The sequence below is a fragment of the Nocardia sp. BSTN01 genome (genome assembly GCF_015354405.1).
Lineage (GTDB): Bacteria > Actinomycetota > Actinomycetes > Mycobacteriales > Mycobacteriaceae > Nocardia.
In genome coordinates this window covers 1-16,082 of sequence record NZ_JADKYP010000064.1, presented here as the reverse complement: position 1 = coordinate 16,082, position 16,082 = coordinate 1, and the positions used below count along the sequence as shown (strand labels likewise).

13 protein-coding genes and 1 pseudogene are annotated in these 16,082 nt (G+C 67.4%); 9 read left to right on the top strand and 5 right to left on the bottom strand.

Features of this window, described 5'->3' with window-relative positions; genetic code table 11:
* Window positions 1–49 precede the first annotated feature (49 nt).
* The 3 genes from IRT45_RS31335 to IRT45_RS31325 all read left to right on the top strand — a co-directional run bounded on the left by IRT45_RS31335 (window position 50) and on the right by IRT45_RS31325 (window position 2,025).
* Window positions 50–436 (top strand): hypothetical protein, encoded by a 387-nt coding sequence (locus tag IRT45_RS31335; protein ID WP_194809416.1) that lies wholly within the window; start codon window positions 50–52, stop codon window positions 434–436.
* A complete protein-coding gene (locus IRT45_RS31330; protein WP_194809415.1) occupies window positions 433–1,059 on the top strand; it encodes a TetR/AcrR family transcriptional regulator in 627 nt (208 codons plus the stop codon). The genes IRT45_RS31335 and IRT45_RS31330 overlap by 4 nt, the downstream gene beginning before the upstream one ends.
* Window positions 1,060–1,290: 231 nt before the next feature.
* The gene (locus IRT45_RS31325; protein WP_194809414.1) at window positions 1,291–2,025 is read left to right on the top strand and encodes an SDR family oxidoreductase; all 735 of its coding nucleotides are present in this window, start codon (window positions 1,291–1,293) and stop codon (window positions 2,023–2,025) included.
* Window positions 2,026–2,082: 57 nt separating this feature from the next.
* Here IRT45_RS31325 and IRT45_RS38130 read toward each other — a convergent pair.
* From IRT45_RS38130 to IRT45_RS31315, 3 genes and pseudogenes are all read right to left on the bottom strand, one after another.
* Window positions 2,083–2,200: pseudogene (locus IRT45_RS38130) on the bottom strand (TIGR03857 family LLM class F420-dependent oxidoreductase); the annotation flags it as partial.
* A 21-nt stretch (window positions 2,201–2,221) separates the two neighbouring features.
* Entirely contained in the window at window positions 2,222–3,886 is a 1,665-nt protein-coding gene (locus tag IRT45_RS31320) for a phospholipase D-like domain-containing protein (RefSeq protein WP_194809413.1), read from the bottom strand.
* Window positions 3,887–4,270: 384 nt separating this feature from the next.
* A complete protein-coding gene (locus IRT45_RS31315; RefSeq protein WP_194809412.1) occupies window positions 4,271–7,957 on the bottom strand; it encodes an NACHT domain-containing protein in 3,687 nt (1,228 codons plus the stop codon).
* 227 nt (window positions 7,958–8,184) lie between these two features.
* Between IRT45_RS31315 and IRT45_RS31310 the strand changes: the two genes are divergently transcribed.
* The 4 genes from IRT45_RS31310 to IRT45_RS38125 all read left to right on the top strand — a co-directional run bounded on the left by IRT45_RS31310 (window position 8,185) and on the right by IRT45_RS38125 (window position 12,727).
* Window positions 8,185–9,369: an acyl-CoA dehydrogenase family protein gene (locus IRT45_RS31310; protein ID WP_194809411.1), complete on the top strand. Its 1,185-nt coding sequence runs from the start codon at window positions 8,185–8,187 to the stop codon at window positions 9,367–9,369.
* 165 nt (window positions 9,370–9,534) lie between these two features.
* Entirely contained in the window at window positions 9,535–11,262 is a 1,728-nt protein-coding gene (locus IRT45_RS31305; protein WP_228535638.1) for a 3-ketosteroid-delta-1-dehydrogenase, read from the top strand.
* A gap of 2 nt (window positions 11,263–11,264) precedes the next feature.
* Window positions 11,265–12,401: a Rieske 2Fe-2S domain-containing protein gene (locus IRT45_RS31300; protein ID WP_194809410.1), complete on the top strand. Its 1,137-nt coding sequence runs from the start codon at window positions 11,265–11,267 to the stop codon at window positions 12,399–12,401.
* A 32-nt stretch (window positions 12,402–12,433) separates the two neighbouring features.
* Entirely contained in the window at window positions 12,434–12,727 is a 294-nt protein-coding gene (locus IRT45_RS38125; protein ID WP_375540175.1) for a ferredoxin, read from the top strand.
* Here IRT45_RS38125 and IRT45_RS31295 read toward each other — a convergent pair.
* Window positions 12,636–13,499: a helix-turn-helix transcriptional regulator gene (locus IRT45_RS31295; protein ID WP_194809409.1), complete on the bottom strand. Its 864-nt coding sequence runs from the start codon at window positions 13,497–13,499 to the stop codon at window positions 12,636–12,638. The genes IRT45_RS38125 and IRT45_RS31295 overlap by 92 nt on opposite strands.
* 101 nt (window positions 13,500–13,600) lie before the next feature.
* Here IRT45_RS31295 and IRT45_RS31290 point away from each other — a divergent pair, with 101 nt between their 5' ends.
* Window positions 13,601–14,362 (top strand): SDR family oxidoreductase, encoded by a 762-nt coding sequence (locus IRT45_RS31290; protein ID WP_194809408.1) that lies wholly within the window; start codon window positions 13,601–13,603, stop codon window positions 14,360–14,362.
* A gap of 63 nt (window positions 14,363–14,425) precedes the next feature.
* On the opposite strand, the gene IRT45_RS31285 is transcribed toward IRT45_RS31290, so the two are convergent.
* The gene (locus IRT45_RS31285) at window positions 14,426–15,199 is read right to left on the bottom strand and encodes an IclR family transcriptional regulator (protein WP_309241241.1); all 774 of its coding nucleotides are present in this window, start codon (window positions 15,197–15,199) and stop codon (window positions 14,426–14,428) included.
* A 202-nt stretch (window positions 15,200–15,401) separates the two neighbouring features.
* Here IRT45_RS31285 and IRT45_RS31280 point away from each other — a divergent pair, with 202 nt between their 5' ends.
* Entirely contained in the window at window positions 15,402–16,037 is a 636-nt protein-coding gene (locus IRT45_RS31280; protein ID WP_309241240.1) for a TetR/AcrR family transcriptional regulator, read from the top strand.
* The last annotated feature ends 45 nt before the right edge of the window (window positions 16,038–16,082 follow it).

Genomic DNA, 16,082 nt, shown 5'->3' with positions numbered 1-16,082 from the left:
GCCGAGGACGCGTTGACGTATTGACTGGCCGGTCATTAGTGTTGACTGCATGGTCAATAAGACGTCCGCCGCGTCGATCGAGCTCGATCGTCTGGGCATGCTGGTGTGGGCCTATCTCGTGACCGCGGTCGGGACCGTTGTCGCCCTGGCGATTCTGTCGGCGACGGCCCCGCACGAGGCGCCGCCCGAGGCGTGGGGGCATGCGGTGATCGTGGCGGCGTTCGCCGTGCTGCTGCCGCTGCGCTTCCGGTCGGCACGTCGTGGCAGCGTCGCGGCGCTGCGTGCCGTCGGCCTGATCGCGGCCGCACTGTTCCTGGTGAACGTCGTCGAGGCGCTGCTGCCGGATTTCGTCCCGGGGTGGATGCGAGTGGAGATGTTCGGCACCGCCGTGCTGATGGCGCTGATCATCGGCCTGGTCGTTCGCGAGCGGATATGACGGCCGCGAATCAGCGCACCCGGCAGCGGCTCAGTGCCGAGGCCCGCCGCCACCAATTGGAGACCGCCGCGATCGAGATCGTCGGACGTGACGGGCTCGCCGCGGCCACCGCCGACGCGATCGCGCGCGCCGCCGGGGTGTCGAAAGGCTTGCTCTGGCACTACTTCACCGACTTCGACGACCTGATGGCACATGCCGCCCGGCGTGCGTTCACCTCGCTCGAAGCGGTCGTAGCGGCCGATATCGACCGCGACGCCGATGTCGACGATCTCCTGCGAGCGGCGATTCGGCGCGCGGCGCAACTGCCCGCGACGCACGGCGCCGAGCTGCGAACGATCCGCCAGATCGTGCTCGATCTGGGCGCGTTCGGCGGCGGTGCCGCGCTTCGCGACCGCGAGTACCGCGCCCTGTATGCCCGGCAGGCCACACTCCTGCGGCGCGGTCAGGAACAGGGGCAGCTGCGCGCGGATCTCGATCCGCACCTGCTGGCGGTGACCTATCAGGGGATGGTCGACAGCATGCTCGAATATCTCGACACGAACCCGGACATCGACCCACTGAGCTACGCCGACCACATCGCCGACGTTCTCCTGGCCGGGATCACCCCGACGCGGAAACGATGAGCCGGGCGCGGTCCGCGTCGGATCACGAGACGGCGGCAACTCGGCAGCACCGTCGAAACCCTCTCGGCGCATCGACCTGGCCCGCGTACGCACGCCGATACTATTGGTGCGCTGAACTACGAAGCCGCCACGGCGCTTACGCTGCACCGACCGAGGTCGGCGCTAGGCCCTGACATTCAGCCCGGGTGTTCCGGGCCTCCGAGTTCGAACATCCCCACCGTAGGAGCATTCATGAAAGTCTCCGTCATCGGCACCGGACTGATCGGCTCCCAGGTGATCGAGCGTCTCACCGCTGCGGGAAACGAGGCGACCGGGCACTCTCGCTCGACCGGCCTCGACCTGCTCACCGGGCAGGGCCTCGACGACGCGCTGGGCGGCGCCGAGGTCGTCGTGAACGTGACCAACTCGCCGACCTTCGACGACGCGTCCCTCGACTTCTTCCGCACCACGGTGACCAACCTGCTGACCGCGGCGAAGGCGGCCGGCGTCGGGCACCTCGTGACGCTGTCCATCGTCGGCGTCGACCGGGTGCCCGCCCTTGCCTACTACCGGGCGAAGACCCTGCAGGAGAACCTGGTCGAGGCGGGACCGATCCCGTACTCGATCGTGCGCGCCACCCAGTTCATGGAGTTCATCGCGCCGACGATGGAATCGACCGCCGAGGGTGACGCCGTCCACCTGCCCGCCACCCCGATCCAGCCCATCAGCTCCGCGGAGGTCGCCGCCGAGGTCGCGGCGGTGGCTGTCGGCTCACCACTGCAGGGCATTCGCAACATCGCCGGCCCCGACGTCTTCGCTCTCGACGAACTCGGCCGCCTGACGCTGGAACTCACCGGCGACCACCGCCACGTCGTCACCGACAACAGCGCGGGCCTGTTCGCCGCGGTAGAAGGCGACGAGCTGACAGCGCCCCCCGACGCCCACCTGGCCGCCACCCACTACCGTGACTGGCTGCGCTCGCACTGACCGAGTGGCCGGGCACGGCCGTCGCGACTGCACGATCGGGTCGTCGCGAAAGCGTTGCAGCACAGCCCAGACCGAACTCCTCGCCTCGGCGGGCTTCCTGGACCAAGATGGCGGGCCCCTCGCCACCCGCTCCGGCGAGCAGATAGAACCCGAGCTCCGAAAACGGTGCGGGCACAGTCGGTTCGAGCTCCGCCGGCTATGCGACCCAGAAGTCGATCTCGCGGATCTGAGGGCTGTCGGGTTTCAGATACCAGCTCTGCCAGGAGTCGCTGTCGATCAGGCCCTGCCATCGGAGATTCGGTGGTTGCAGGTGCCGGCGAAAGCGCCACCGGTACTGGTTGTAGACGGACATGATGTTCGTCGCGTACGCGTCGGCCAGACCCGGCGTATCGCGAATGAGGAGCAGATTCTCGTCGTTGGTCCCGCTGGCTTTCGGACCCAGGTTGTGCGAGCCGGTGAGCACGACAGGGTTCGCCCTGAGGGGGTCGATCACGATGACCTTGCTGTGCACCATCGCGAATGCTCGATCCAGCTTCTTCAGTTCTTCCCGGAAGAACATGGTCGGCGCGTCGATGGCCGCGGGGAGGACGACGTCGAAATCGGCCTTCTCCGAGTTCTCCTGATCGAACAGGTGCACCGGGTTGGCCGTGGTGCTCGGGTCCTGGTTGAGGACGCCGCGAATGTAGAGACGCCGGTCGTCGGGTCGTCCCGCGCGAGCCGTGTCGAGGATCGTATTGAGCAGGGTGTCCTTGGGTCCCGGATTGAACATCAGGAAGAGGATGCCGGTCTCCGCGCCCGTGATGAGCGTGCGTGCGTCGTCGAGGTCGACCTGTCCGACGGTCGGGGTGAACCACAGTCGCACCCGGGCCGGATCCACCGCCTCGTCGCGGGGTGTGCTGTTGTCGGCGCGCAGGCTCGCCGGTGTGGCGTCGCCCGCCTGCTCGAGCAGGTCCCACTGGTGCCGATACTGCTCGGCGAGGTCCGGGTCCTCGATCAGGAGTGAGTTGTTGGCCTGGGTGCACAACCCGGTCATGGTCCAATTCTGGCTGCCGGTCCACACCCATCGCGGGGTGGATTCCTGATCGCAGACGACCAGGAACTTGTTGTGTCCCAGAGCACGTGGCGAACACATCCGATCGTGTAGGTCGATCTGCCCACGCAACTTGTCGCGCGCGTCGGCGTTCTGATCGTCGCCCTTCTTCTTCACGCTCCCGTTCGCCAGCACGACGTGCGCGTGGTTGCCCAGCCGGGCCAGGGCGGATTCCAGCTGAGGATCGTCGAGTTCGTACAGCGCCGCGTACACATCGGATCCGTTCCGGGCGGCCGTGTCGAGCAGCGCGAACAACCGCGTGCCCAGTGGTCCGGCGAGGTAGTTGCGGAGTGGATCGCCGGTGGTCTCGAGCACGGTTTCCAGCTTCGCGTTCTGCAGTTCGTGGCCGGTGACGCCCAGTCGGCGCGAGACCCATTGTGCGGCAACGATTCCGCGGTTGAATACCGCCTCGATATCGGGCGATGCCATATGCGTCAGGGTGATCTCGTCGGTCCAGTCGCTCGCGGCGTCCGGGGCGGGGCGCAGGTTCGCCTTGTCGTCGCCGACCATCGGTAGGACCCGATATGCGACCTTGTCACCGGGGTCGGCCATGTAGTCGATCCATTGATATTTCTGAATCGGCCAGTTCGTGGACGCGCGACGTTCGCCGGCGGTGGCCTGGTCGTCGGTGAAGCCGACCCACGTGCTCACGACCTCTTCGATGCCGTTGCGTCGACGCATGAGCGCGAACCCGCGGCACCCCGGAATGAACCCGTCGGGTTTCCATGCGATCAGTGCGTCGTCGCCGTTGTGATGAATTCGTACCAGCATGTCTTTTCGCCCTTCGGAAAAGGATTACCAGGGCGAACGGATAGACGGAGTTCACTCCGGGAGGACGGCGCGCAGGGGCGGCCGAACCCGGCCCCATCACGGCTGGAAGTCTCGGAGAACCGGATCGCCTGGCGATCCAAAAGATTTGGTGCCCTTGAATTCTAATGGTTGCCGCATTGTTCGGGGAGGGTCGTGCATACTCGACTTCGCCTTATGCCCCCAGTTGAAAGAGGGTAGTGTGCTACCCGAGATCGCGACGGTTTTCGCCCGCCATAATAGAAATGGTGCGCCGCCGCGAGTGGCCGGCTCGATGTCCAGGAAAGTACGCGCAATGCACTTCTGCCAATTCCTCGACTGGAATTCCGACGCCGCACGCCGATTCGTTCATCGAGGGGAAGGTAGTTCGAGTACGCGGTTGTCGTAGGGGTTCGTGACGTACAGGTTGTGCGCATCGTCGACGGCGATGGACTGTGGCCAATTGAGTCCGGTCATGTGCACCACCTCGGGCGTAGCCGATCCGGCGCGAAGTTTCATCACTTGGCCGCTCCAGTCGCAGACATAGAGGGTGTCTTCGGAGTCGACGGCGATCCCGCTCGGTTTGTCGAGGCCGTCGAACGGCAGTGCCGTCGGGACAGTCGATCCGAGGGGCAGCTTCAATACGCGATTGCGGCCCGCTTCGTTTGCGTACACGGTCCCCGCGGAGTCGATCGCGACAGCGGTGACATGGTCGAGTCTCGGGAACGGAAGGGCGATCGCGGTCGTCGACCCGGCCGGCAGCTTCCAGACCACACCGGTGCCATTGTCGGAAACATACACATCACCCGATTCGCTGACGTCCAGGCCGATGGGCGCCACCAGTTCGGAGAACGGCAATGTGACCGGGACGATCGATCGAGGACCCAATACGAGAACGTGATGGTTGTCGCGGTCGGCGACGTAGAGGTTGTTCGCTCGGTCGATCGCCAGTGTGAAGGCCAGTCCGAGGTCGGTGAGAGGGAGCATCGACGGTCTCGGCGCACCCTTCTCCCATCGCCACAACCGGCCGAGGGCGGAGGTGTCGTCGACGTGGTTGGCGCTCCTCCCGAACCTCGTGCCGGCCACGTACAGGGTTCCGGCGTGGTCGACCGCGACACCGAGGGGTAGGGAGACGTCGTCGAAGGGGAGTACGGCCGCATTGCTCCGCGCGAGCCACTCCCGGTGTTCGTACGCGTGGTGCACGAGCGCGGCGACGGATGAAAGGACCAGCGCCGCGGCGGCGGCGAGGACGAGTGCGGCGTGCGCGCGACTGTGGCGGAACGGCCGTCGCGCGCCGGCGGCGAGCCGGTCCTGCAGCAGGGCATGCCGGAATTGGTAGACGCTGCCGACCTGCCGGAGCACCCCGCGGCGATGGGCGGTGCGATAGAATTCCATGTCCCGCAACGGCATTCGACCGGCCAGCCACAACCAGACGGATGTGATCGCATGTCTTCCGGAGGCCGTGAGGAAATACGAGATCACGAAGAACGCGACGGCGAAGACGCCGATGTCCTGGGCGCCGAGCGCGGCCGTCGAGCTGATCGCGGCGTGGAGCCAATTGGCCGCGCCGGCGGCGACCGCATAGGCGAGGCTGTAGATGACGGCCGCTCGTCGATCCAGGCGTAGCGATGCCAGTGGTCCCATCGGCCGGTCCAAGGTGACCGGCCGATCCAGCGCGACGGCGAGTATTCCGACGGCGAGGCCGAATGGCGCACCGACGAGCACACAGTCTCGTGCCTTCTGCCCGGCATCGGGAAGGTCTGCCGCGAACCAGAGCGCCGCCGCTCCCACTGTCGCGGCGATCGCGGAAACGATGAGCAAACGCAGAAGCCTGCCTCGCAACCGCAGTTGCAGGCTCATCGGCCGGGTTTCCCATGGCAGGAATGCGAGGATGACCGCAGGGCCGATGCCGAGCCGGATACCGTCCTTCGCGGCGCTCAGTGCCGAGTCCCACACCGCCCTGCCATCACCGAGCATGTCTCTCACGATCGGTAGCAGGAACGCGCCGGCGACTACCCCGACCACGGTGACCGTGACGGCTGCCAGAATCCGCGGCTGGCCCGTCGTCGTGCGTTCGGCGCCGGCTGCGAAAACCGGCCGCAGAATGCGACGGCCGAGCTGCACGCCGAGTGCCGAGCAGATCCCGGCGATCGGTCCCACCGTCAACCACTCGCGCGGCACGTCGAGAACTCCGTCCCGCACGGACTCGTGCCGTACCACAACACCCGCAGCCGACACGCCGATTGCATGGACGAGCCCGAAAACGATCCCGACTACGGTCGCTGTGCCCGCGATCGGCCCGATCCTCGCCCGGAAGCGTCCGGCTGTCGTATCGGCGGTTCGAGGTGATTCTCGGAGGACAGCGGTGGGCGACCGTACCGGGGGTACGCGCAGAAAACCGACGACGAGGGCGATGAGCAAGAAGCTCTCCGCGACGTATTGCGCGGTATCGACTGCGCTGTCGGCAATATCGGACCGATAGCTCGTGTCGATCCACGCCCGGTAGGTCAGCCCGCCGACGGCGAGCGCGGCGATCGAACCGAGTGCCATCACCATGGTGAAGCGCCCAGCCTGGCGGCGGAATGTCGGTCTCTCGCGGTCCAGGTCTGCAAGGGTGAAGAAGCCGATGACGACCGCGGCGAGCGAACCCAGCCGAACGGACCACTCGACACTCTCCCCCCATCTGGTCGATGTGAAGCTGTCGGTCGGCCATGCCGCTGCGAGCGTCACTGCCACCACGAGCATCCCGACCGCGAGTCCCGACACCGCCGCGAACAATGGCGAAGGAATGGCGAGATGCCGCTTCCACCAGGCCAATTCACGATCGCCACAGCGGTCGAGGTCACCGGCGAGGAGCCGCAGTCGGCGTTCGGCGTCGACCACCGCGTCGCCGTTGTGACCCGCGGGCGGGTTTTCGCTCGCATAGCCGGCGGGGATCGCCTGGTCGAGGAGGTGCGTCTCGACGGCCTCCCGGGTATCGAAGGCGGTGGCGTCGAGGAGCTCGCTGGGGTCGGCGCGTCCGTCACTGTAGGCAGCCCGCGCGAGCGAGGTCATGAGCGGTGTCGTCAATACCGAGGCCAGGCGGTCCTGCGGATGCTCGTGGAGATGGGTGAGGACGGGATCCCACTTGTTCAGTCCCCGCCGCGGCGCCGCCGTGACCCGCAGATAGGACGCGACCTCCTCGAGTCCGAGCGGCGTCAATTCGATCACCGCGGCGGCCGTCACGACGTCCCCGGCAGCGTCGACCGCGGCCTCGTACTCCGCCGAGCGGCTGGTCAGCAGGAGCGGGTCGCCCACGGTGAGGGTGCGGTTCAATGCGGTGATCACCTCGGCACGCACCTCTTCGGGGACTTCGTCGAGGCCGTCGAGAACCGGCCAGATCCGGCCCCGGGCGATCAGGTCGTGCGCCAGCGTCGATCCCGAGGCGCCGCGGCCGCCGAGCAGTGGATAGTCCACGCACAACCGCGCTTCCATCCATGCCGCCAGGCTCGCCTCGCCCGGATTCCACGACGCGACCGGCATCAAAACCGGGACCGGATCGCCGGGGCTTCGCCGTCGCACCGTGGTCAGGGTGAATTGCATCGCGAGCACGGATTTGCCCGATCCGGGTTCGCCGAGGACCACCAGCCGCCGTGCCGGGATCCGCTCGAAGACCTCGACGATCTCGCAGAGCCGTCCGCCGAGTTCGATCGGGGTATCGCAGCCCTCGACGCCGCGGATCACTTCCCAGTAATCCATCACCCCGTCTCGGCGGCAGTTGTCCCAGTGCAGTTGCAGCGGCCGCGGGTCGGGCAGCCGGCGCAGTCTCTCCTCCGCCTGCCACTGCTCACGTACCGCGCCGGCCAGCGCCTCCAAGGCGGCGTCGGGATCGACGGTGGTCCGCTGTCCCGGCCATCGTGCCGCCACCGCGGTCAGGACGCCGATGACCGCGGTGATCAGGCCGGCGACCTTTCCGATGGTCTCCCATCCGGATGCGAGCCAGACCCACAGCAGCAGTCCGGTAACTCCGATCAGGGCGATTCCGGCCGGCAGCCGACGCGCCCACGTAATACCCACGACACCATTCCCTCGTTCGGAAAGGCCACCGGTACGTCCGAGCCGGCGGCTCGCCTCGGCGTGAAGGCAATGTGCTCAGCGTGGCTCGGCCGCGTGTGTTCCACACGAGTAGTCCGCTACCTCAATCGATCGGACGGCTCTGCGACCGGGCCCCGGCCACGATCCGTTGTTCCGATGAGTAGGAGACTCAGGTCACAAATGGGGGCCGAGCGGTCAAGCTTGGCCGTATGTCCAACACAGTGATCGGCAGTATCGACAGCATCGCCGAGCAGATTCGCAACGGGGCCGACGAGGGTGATTCGCTGGGCCGGCTGCCCGACGACATGGCCAAAGGGCTGAAGGACGCCGGCGTCATCCGGATGCTGCAGCGCAAGAAGTACAACGGCTACGAGTCGCATCCGCGCGAGTTCGCCGAGACGGTGATGAAGACCGCGAGCCTCTACGGTTCCGCGGGCTGGGTGGCCGGGATCGTCGGCGTGCACCCATGGCAGCTCGCCTTCGCCGATCCGAAGGTGCAGGAGGAGGTTCTCGGCGAGGACACCGACACCTGGATGGCCTCGCCGTATATGCCGGGCGGCGTCGCGGTGCCGACCGCCGGCGGATACGTCATGAGCGGGCGCTGGCAGTTCTCCTCCGGCACCGATCACTGTGACTGGATCTTCCTGGGTGCCCTGGTGGGCGGTGCGGACGGCAAACCGGTCATGCCGCCGCATCCGCTGCATGTGATCCTGCCCCGCTCGGACTACGAGATCGTCGCGGACTCGTGGGATGTGGTCGGGCTGCGCGGCACCGGCAGCAAGGACATCGTGGTGAAGAACGCCTTCATTCCCGATTACCGGGTGATGGATCAGGGCAAGGTCATCGACGGGAGCGCGGCCGCGGAATACGGGGTGACGGAAACGCTGTACAAGATGCCGTGGTCGACCATGTTCCCGCTGGGCATCACCTCGGCGACGATCGGCATCTGTGAGGGCGTGCTGGCCGCCGGAATCGACTATCAGCGAAATCGGGTGGGGGCCACCGGAACTCTGGTCAAGGACGACCCCTACGTCCTGCACGCACTCGGCGAATCGGCCTCCGAGATCGATGCCGCCCGGCAGCAGTTGCTGGCCAATGTCGACCGCATCTGGGATCTGGTCGACGCCGGCAAGGAGATCGATTTCGACATGCGCGCCCGAGTGCGCCGGGATCAGATCCGGTCGGCGTGGCGGGCCGTCCGCGCCGCCGACGACATCTTCGACCGCGCCGGTGGCAACGCGCTGCGCATGGACAATGCGCTGCAACGATTCTGGCGCGATGCCCACGCGGGGCTGCATCACGCCATCCACGTCTCCAGCACGACCTATCACGCCGCGGCCATGTCCTCACTGGGTGTGGAAGTACCGCAGGGTCCCCTGCGCGTGATGATCTGACCGAGCCCGAACAGGACGCGAGTTACTTCATGACCGAAAGCGGTTGTCCATGACTGAAATCAAGGGGCTCGGCTATGTCCGGGTGCTCGCCGCCGATATGGATCGCACAGGCATTGGCCGACCGAGGGGTCACGAATGTTTGCGGGCCAAGCAGATGAAGCAAGCATGAAGGGCCCATCGGTGATGAACTCCAGCGAAAACCACACAGCCGAGCACGAAGTAGATCTGCTGGTCGTGGGATCGGGCACCGGTCTGGCCGCCGCGCTCACCGCCGCCGAGGCGGGATTGTCGGTCCTGGTCGTGGAGAAGTCGGAATATGTCGGCGGTTCCACGGCCCGCTCCGGCGGGGCGTTCTGGGTGCCGGGTAATTTCCTGCTGCGCGAACAGCAGCCCGCCGACGATGCCCGCGCCGCCGCGGCGTATGTCGAAGCGGTAGTGGGTGATTCGGCGCCGCGGGAACGCGGCGCGGCCTTCCTCGAACACGGGCCCGCCGCGGTCGAGATGCTCGCACGGACCACTCCGATGACATTCATGTGGGCCGACGGCTACTCCGACTATCACCCCGAACTGCCGGGCGGATCGGCGGCGGGACGCACCTGCGAGTGCAAGCCGTTCGACGCGTCCCGGCTCGGTGCGCACCGGTCGCGGCTGCGTCCCGGGGTGATGGAGGCATCCGGGCTGCCGATGCCGGTGACCGGCGCGGATTACAAGTGGCTCAACCTGATCGCGCGCACCCCGCGCAAGGCGCTGTGGCGCGGCATGAAGGCCATGGCGATCGGCGTGGGCGGACTCGTCTTCAAACGCGAATACATCGCCGGTGGGCAGGCGCTCGCGGCGGGCCTGTTCGCGGGCGCGCTGCGCGCCGGAATTCCGATCTGGACCGACACCTCGCTGGTGCGCCTGCTGGTGGGGGAGGACGGCGCGGTCACCGGAGCGGTGGTCGACCGCGACGGCGTCCGCACCGAGATCACCGCCCGGCGCGCAGTGGTGCTGGCCGCCGGTGGGTTCGACCACGACACCGAGATGCGGCGAAAGTACCAGTCGGACAGGCTGGTCGAGCATGCGAGCCTCGGCTGCGACACCAATACCGGCGATGCCATCACCGTGGCGCAGCAGGCCGGTGCGGCGATCGGGCTGATGGATCAGGCATGGTGGTTCCCGGCCGTGGCCGCGCTTCCCGGCGGGCAGCCGGCGGTGCTGCTGGCGGAGCGTGCGCTGCCCGGATCGTTCATCGTCGACCAGAGCGGGCGGCGCTTCGTCAACGAGGCAACGGACTACATGTCCTTCGGTCAGCGGGTGCTCGAGCGTGAGCGTGCCGGTGATCCGGTGGAGCAGATGTGGCTCGTTTTCGATCAGCGCTACCGCAACAGCTACATCTTCGCCGCGGGCCTGTTCCCGCGCCAGCCGTTGCCTCAGCCCTGGTACGACAACCGCATCGCGGTGACGGCCACCGATCCGGCAAGCCTGGCACGGGCGATGGGTGTCCCCGCGGACGCGTTCGCCGCGACCTTCGACAGCTTCAACGCCTCCGCGGAGCTGGGTGTCGATCACGAATTCGCCAGGGGCGCAAGCGCCTACGACCGCTACTACGGCGACCCCACGATCGGCCCGAACCCGAATCTGCGGCCGCTGGGCGGGAAGGGAGCCTTGTACGCGGTGAAGCTGGTGCTGTCCGACCTCGGCACGTGCGGCGGTGTGCGCGCGGACGGATCGGCCCGCGTGCTGCGCGAGGACGGCAGCGTCATCGAGGGCCTGTACGCGATCGGCAATACGGCGGCCAATGCCTTCGGCAACACATATCCGGGCGCGGGCGCGACCATCGGCCAGGGACTGGTCTTCGGCTACATCGCCGCGAAAACCGCTGCGGGACATCTCTCTTTTCAAGGACGGTGAACATGACAACGACGCATGACGAGGTTCGCCAGATCGAGGCCGGGACGGTGCCGACGCGATTCGCGCGCGGCTGGCATTGTCTCGGGCTGATCCGAGACTTCGCCGACGGCCGGCCGCATGCGGTCCAGGCCTTCGGCACCAAACTGGTGGTTTTCCGCGGTGAGGACGGCCGGGTCAACGTCCTCGACGCGTTCTGCCGGCATATGGGCGGGGACCTGTCCGACGGCGAGGTCAAGGGCAACGAGATCGCCTGCCCCTTTCACGACTGGCGCTGGGGCGGCAACGGGCGCTGCAAGCAGATCCCGTACGCCCGTCGGGTGCCGCCGCTGGCCCGTACCCGGGCGTGGACCACGCTCGAGCAGGACGGCATGCTGTTCGTCTGGAACGATCCCGAGGGCAATCCGCCGCCGGAGGGAGTGACCATCCCGCGGATCGCGGGCGCGGGCGATCCCAACTGGACCGAATGGCATTGGTACACCACGATCGTCGACACGAATTGCCGCGAAATCATCGACAATGTCGTGGACATGGCGCATTTCTTCTACATCCACGGTTCGCTGCCGACCTTCTTCAAGAACGTCTTCGAGGGACCGGTGGCGACGCAGTATTTCGAAAGTGGCGCCCGCGACGATCTGCCCGGACCGGTCGGGCAGCCGCAGCTGCTCGGTACCTCGTCGGTCGCCTCGTACTATGGGCCATCGTTCATGATCGACGACCTCGTTTATCACTACGAGCACGGTGACTACAAGACGGTGTTGCTCAACTGCCACTATCCGATCGACGAGAATTCGTTCGTCCTGCAGTACGGCATCATCGTCGAGAAGTCCGACACGCTGCCCGAGGATCAGGCGATGGCCACCGCCGTCGCGCTCGGCGACTGGGTCAAACTCGGCTTCGAACAGGACGTCACGATCTGGAAGAGCAAGGCACGCATCGACAATCCGCTGCTCTGCGAGGAGGACGGCCCGGTCTATCAGCTGCGCCGCTGGTATCAGCAGTTCTACGTCGACGTCGCCGATGTCACCCCCGAAATGGTCGACCGGTTCGAATTCGAACTCGACACCACGCGACCGCTGGCCGCCTGGCAGGAGGAGGTCCGCGAGAACGTCGCCCGCAAAGCCGCGGAGGCGACCTCGTGACGCCGATCGACGAACGCATCCGGGAAGTTCCCATGGCGCCGGTCGAGTGTCGGCAGTGCGGTGCGCGCGTGCTCGCTCGCAAGAGCAGCTGGGCGCAGACGAGCATTCAGTGGGATGCGGAGTCGAGTGCCGCGTGCGTGGAACGTCATGTCGCCGGCGCATTCTCGGACGCGGCGATGCGGCACTGCTCACAGCTGCGTGAATCGATCCGGTCCGCTGCGGAACTCGATCGGTTCATCGGACCGGTTCGGTGTGCATCGCCTGTGTGCCCACGACGGTCAGCAGCGCGAGCTTCTCGGCGGTGTCGGTCCCGGCGCGTGGGGTGAACCAGAGCAACCGCTGGCGGCTGTCCTCGCTGAAGAGGCTGAGGCAGGTGAGGTCGAGCATGCCGACGGTGGGGTGCAGGATCCGCTTGCGCTCGTCTCTGCGCACCCCCACGTCCTGGTCGGCCCACAGCTCCCGGAACTCCGGCGACTGCTGCGACAGCTCGTCCACCAGTGCGCTCGCCTCGCTGTCGCCCGGGCCGCGTCGCCCGACTGCCGCGCGCAGGTCGGCGACGAACGAGCGTGACTGCGGAGCGAGGTCCTCCTGCGGGTAGATCCGCCGCGAGGCCGGGTCGGTGAACCATCGGTAGATGAAGCTCGCCGCGCGGCCGTGATGCCCGGCGAGGTCGCCGAGCATCGCGACGGCGAGCGGGTTCTGGATCAGAACGGTGTGCAGGTCGGTGCTCACCATCGCCGGGGTCCCGTCGATCCGGCTCAGCAGGTCGAGCATCGCGGGGTGGACGTGTGCGGCCGTCCCGCCCTGATGCGGGATCGAGCGGTTCGCCAACCGGTACAGATGGTCTCGCTCGTCGCGGCTGAGGCGCAGGGCGCGGGCGAGCGCGGCGAGCATCTGGTCGGAGGGTTGCGAGCCGGCACCGCGCTCGAGTTCGGTGTAGTACTCCACCGAGGCCCCGGCCAGAACGGCGACCTCGTCGCGACGCAGACCGGGGACGCGGCGCCGCGGGCCGGGCGCGAGCCCGACCTCCTCGGGACGGATTCGCTCGCGTCGCGAACGCAGGAAGCCACCGAGTTCGGAGTACCTCGTGTTCGACATGGAACCAGCTTCCCTGGGCGGCGCGGACGGTGCCAGGGGACGGCGTCCCCACCTTCGCGAGCAACTGTCGCGGGCCCGCGCCGCGCTACAGAGTGGACGTCATGAACACCTCACTCACCGACACACTCACTAATTCCGGCGCATCGCCGGTGGCCGGGAAGACGGTCCTGATCACCGGTGGCACGAGCGGAATCGGCGCCGCGACCGCTCGGCTCCTGCTCGCGCGCGGCCACCGGGTCGCCGTCACCGGGCGCGATCCCGGTCGGCTCGAGGCCTTCCTCGACGAAGCCGGCCACGCGGACCGCGTGCTGGGCCTGGTGGCCGACGCCTCCGAGTGGGACTCCACGAACACGGCGGTCACCAGCACGGTGGAGCGCTTCGGGTCGCTCGACGCGGCCGTCGCGAACGCGGGCGGGGCGTCCGCGGATCACTTCCGCAGCGGCGCTGCCGGCGTCGTCGACGGCGGCGATCCGGAGCTGTGGGCGCCGATGGTGCTCGCCAACGTGCTCGGCCCGGCTCTGCTGGCGACAGCGACCCTGCCCCACCTCGAACGGTCCGGCGGCCGGCTGGTGCTCATCGGCAGTGTGGCCGGAATCAAGAACAGTCCGGGCAACCTCTACTCCGCGACGAAGTGGGCCGTGGTCGGCTTCGCCGAGAACCTCCGCCTGCACGCCACGACCCGCGGCATCGGAGTCACGGTCGTGAACCCGGGCATGATCGACACCGCGTTCTGGCACGGACAGGTTCCGCCCCTCGCGATGAGCCCGGATGCGGTGGCCGAGGCGATCGGCTTCGCGCTCGATCAGCCGGCGGGTGTCGACCTCAACACGGTGACGATCCGTCCGATCGGCCAGCCCGCCTGACTTCAGGGGGCGCCGGTGCTCGCTCCTGCGAAAGTGCCTGTGCCGCAAGGTTACTCGTGACGGTCAGACGCGCACCGGCTGCGGGCCCCTCCGCGGCGCCGCCAGCGCCACGCGCCGGATCTCGTTCGCCGCCAGCCGCACGTCCGAGACGACCGCGCTGGTTTTGATCGAGCGCGTCGGACCGCACAGGGACACCGCCACGCGACCTCGGTCGACATCGATGTCGAGCGCGGCCGCGACCACCGTCACGCCCAGCGCGCAGCCCTGCGAGTCCACCGCGACCCCGCTGCGATCGCGAACCTTCTCCAGCTCGCGTTCCAGTTGCCGGCGAGTCCGCACGCTGTAGCAGGTGGGCGCGCCGGCGAACGGCAGGTCGGGCCACTGCTCCGGTTCCATCGCGGCGAGCAGCGCGTGCCCGGCCGCGGTGAGCTCGACGGGCTGGCGAGCGCCGACCGCCCACTGGCGGCCCGGCGTCGGCCAGGCGCCCACACGGTTCAGATGCAGGATCTCCGCGCCGGACAGCAGGCTCAGATGTGCGGTCAGGCCCGTGCGCCGGTGCAGTGCGGTCATGACGGCCATCGCCACGTCGTTGACGCTGCGCTGGCGCACCACCTGCGACCCGAATTCGAACATCCTTATGCCCAAGGCGTATTCGAAGCCGTGGCGTTCCACCCAGCCGAGTTCCACGAGCCGCTGCAGGATCCGATGCGCCGACGAGCGCGGCAGATGGGAACGCCGGGCGATATCGGCCAGCGTCATGGGCCGCTGCCCGACGAAGGCCTCCAGCAGGGACGCCACGCGATCGATCATCGCGTTGGGGGTTTGTTCGAGCCGCACCGTTGCCACCTGTTGCCTCCGACCGCCAGACATTGCAGAATATGACCGTCTGTCAGATTCTGACAGGTCTGAGTGTAAGGAGGGCGCAGATGGATGTAAAGCAGATCACATCGATGTGCTCGAACAGATCGACGGATGCGAACCCCTCCAGGCGTTTTCCCGACCGCGTTACTGTGGACTGCGATCAAGGAGGACAGAGGTCGTGAGCAAGTCGTCCAGGCCGACGCTGACCGAACGCCGCGCGGAGGAGTTGCGCCTGGCCATCGCGAATACCGCGCGCGACATGTTCGTCGCCGACGGTGACACCTCCGCGACCGTGGAGCGCATCTGCGAGACGGTCGGCATCGCGCCGAGGACCTTCCACCGCCACTTCCCGGTGAAGGAAGATGTCATGGGGCCGCTGTTCCGGCGCAGCCAGGCCATCATCATCGACTTCCTGAAGAACGCGCCGGCCGACGCCGACGTCGCCGAAACACTGGCGCGCGCATTCACCACCGAGGTGTACAAGCGCCGGACGCCCGAGTCCGACCGCACATTCATGACGTTGATGATCCATACGCCGCAGTACCGTCTGCGCTGGCTGGAATGGGGCGAGCAACTCTGCGCGCCGATCACGCAATTCCTTTCGGCGAGAGTCGAACTCGGTGACGATCCGTTCCTGCGCAGACTTCCGGCCGAGCTGATCGTGCACACCAGCCGCCAGGCCTACATCCAGTGGGTCGACGAGGAAGTCGGCGGCGATTTCTCCGAGGTGGAGGCGCTGCAACTGCGCGGTATGAAGATGCTGCTCGTCGGTCTGCGCGCGGTGATGGCGCAACCGTCGGTGCCGGTCCCGTAATCGCACGGCGGGTGCGTCGGAACCGGCGCCGATGCGGTGACTAGC

Excerpts from the sequence above, each read along its gene's own strand:
- IRT45_RS31300 (WP_194809410.1), top strand. The coding sequence starts at position 11,265 with ATGACAACGACGCATGACGAGGTTCGCCAGATCGAGGCCGGGACGGTG.
- IRT45_RS38125 (WP_375540175.1), top strand. The coding sequence starts at position 12,434 with ATGGCGCCGGTCGAGTGTCGGCAGTGCGGTGCGCGCGTGCTCGCTCGC.
- IRT45_RS31320 (WP_194809413.1), bottom strand. The coding sequence starts at position 3,886 with ATGCTGGTACGAATTCATCACAACGGCGACGACGCACTGATCGCATGG.
- IRT45_RS31330 (WP_194809415.1), top strand. The coding sequence starts at position 433 with ATGACGGCCGCGAATCAGCGCACCCGGCAGCGGCTCAGTGCCGAGGCC.
- IRT45_RS31310 (WP_194809411.1), top strand. The coding sequence starts at position 8,185 with ATGTCCAACACAGTGATCGGCAGTATCGACAGCATCGCCGAGCAGATT.
- IRT45_RS31290 (WP_194809408.1), top strand. The coding sequence starts at position 13,601 with ATGAACACCTCACTCACCGACACACTCACTAATTCCGGCGCATCGCCG.
- IRT45_RS31325 (WP_194809414.1), top strand. The coding sequence starts at position 1,291 with ATGAAAGTCTCCGTCATCGGCACCGGACTGATCGGCTCCCAGGTGATC.
- IRT45_RS31335 (WP_194809416.1), top strand. The coding sequence starts at position 50 with ATGGTCAATAAGACGTCCGCCGCGTCGATCGAGCTCGATCGTCTGGGC.
- IRT45_RS31295 (WP_194809409.1), bottom strand. The coding sequence starts at position 13,499 with ATGTCGAACACGAGGTACTCCGAACTCGGTGGCTTCCTGCGTTCGCGA.
- IRT45_RS31305 (WP_228535638.1), top strand. The coding sequence starts at position 9,535 with ATGAAGGGCCCATCGGTGATGAACTCCAGCGAAAACCACACAGCCGAG.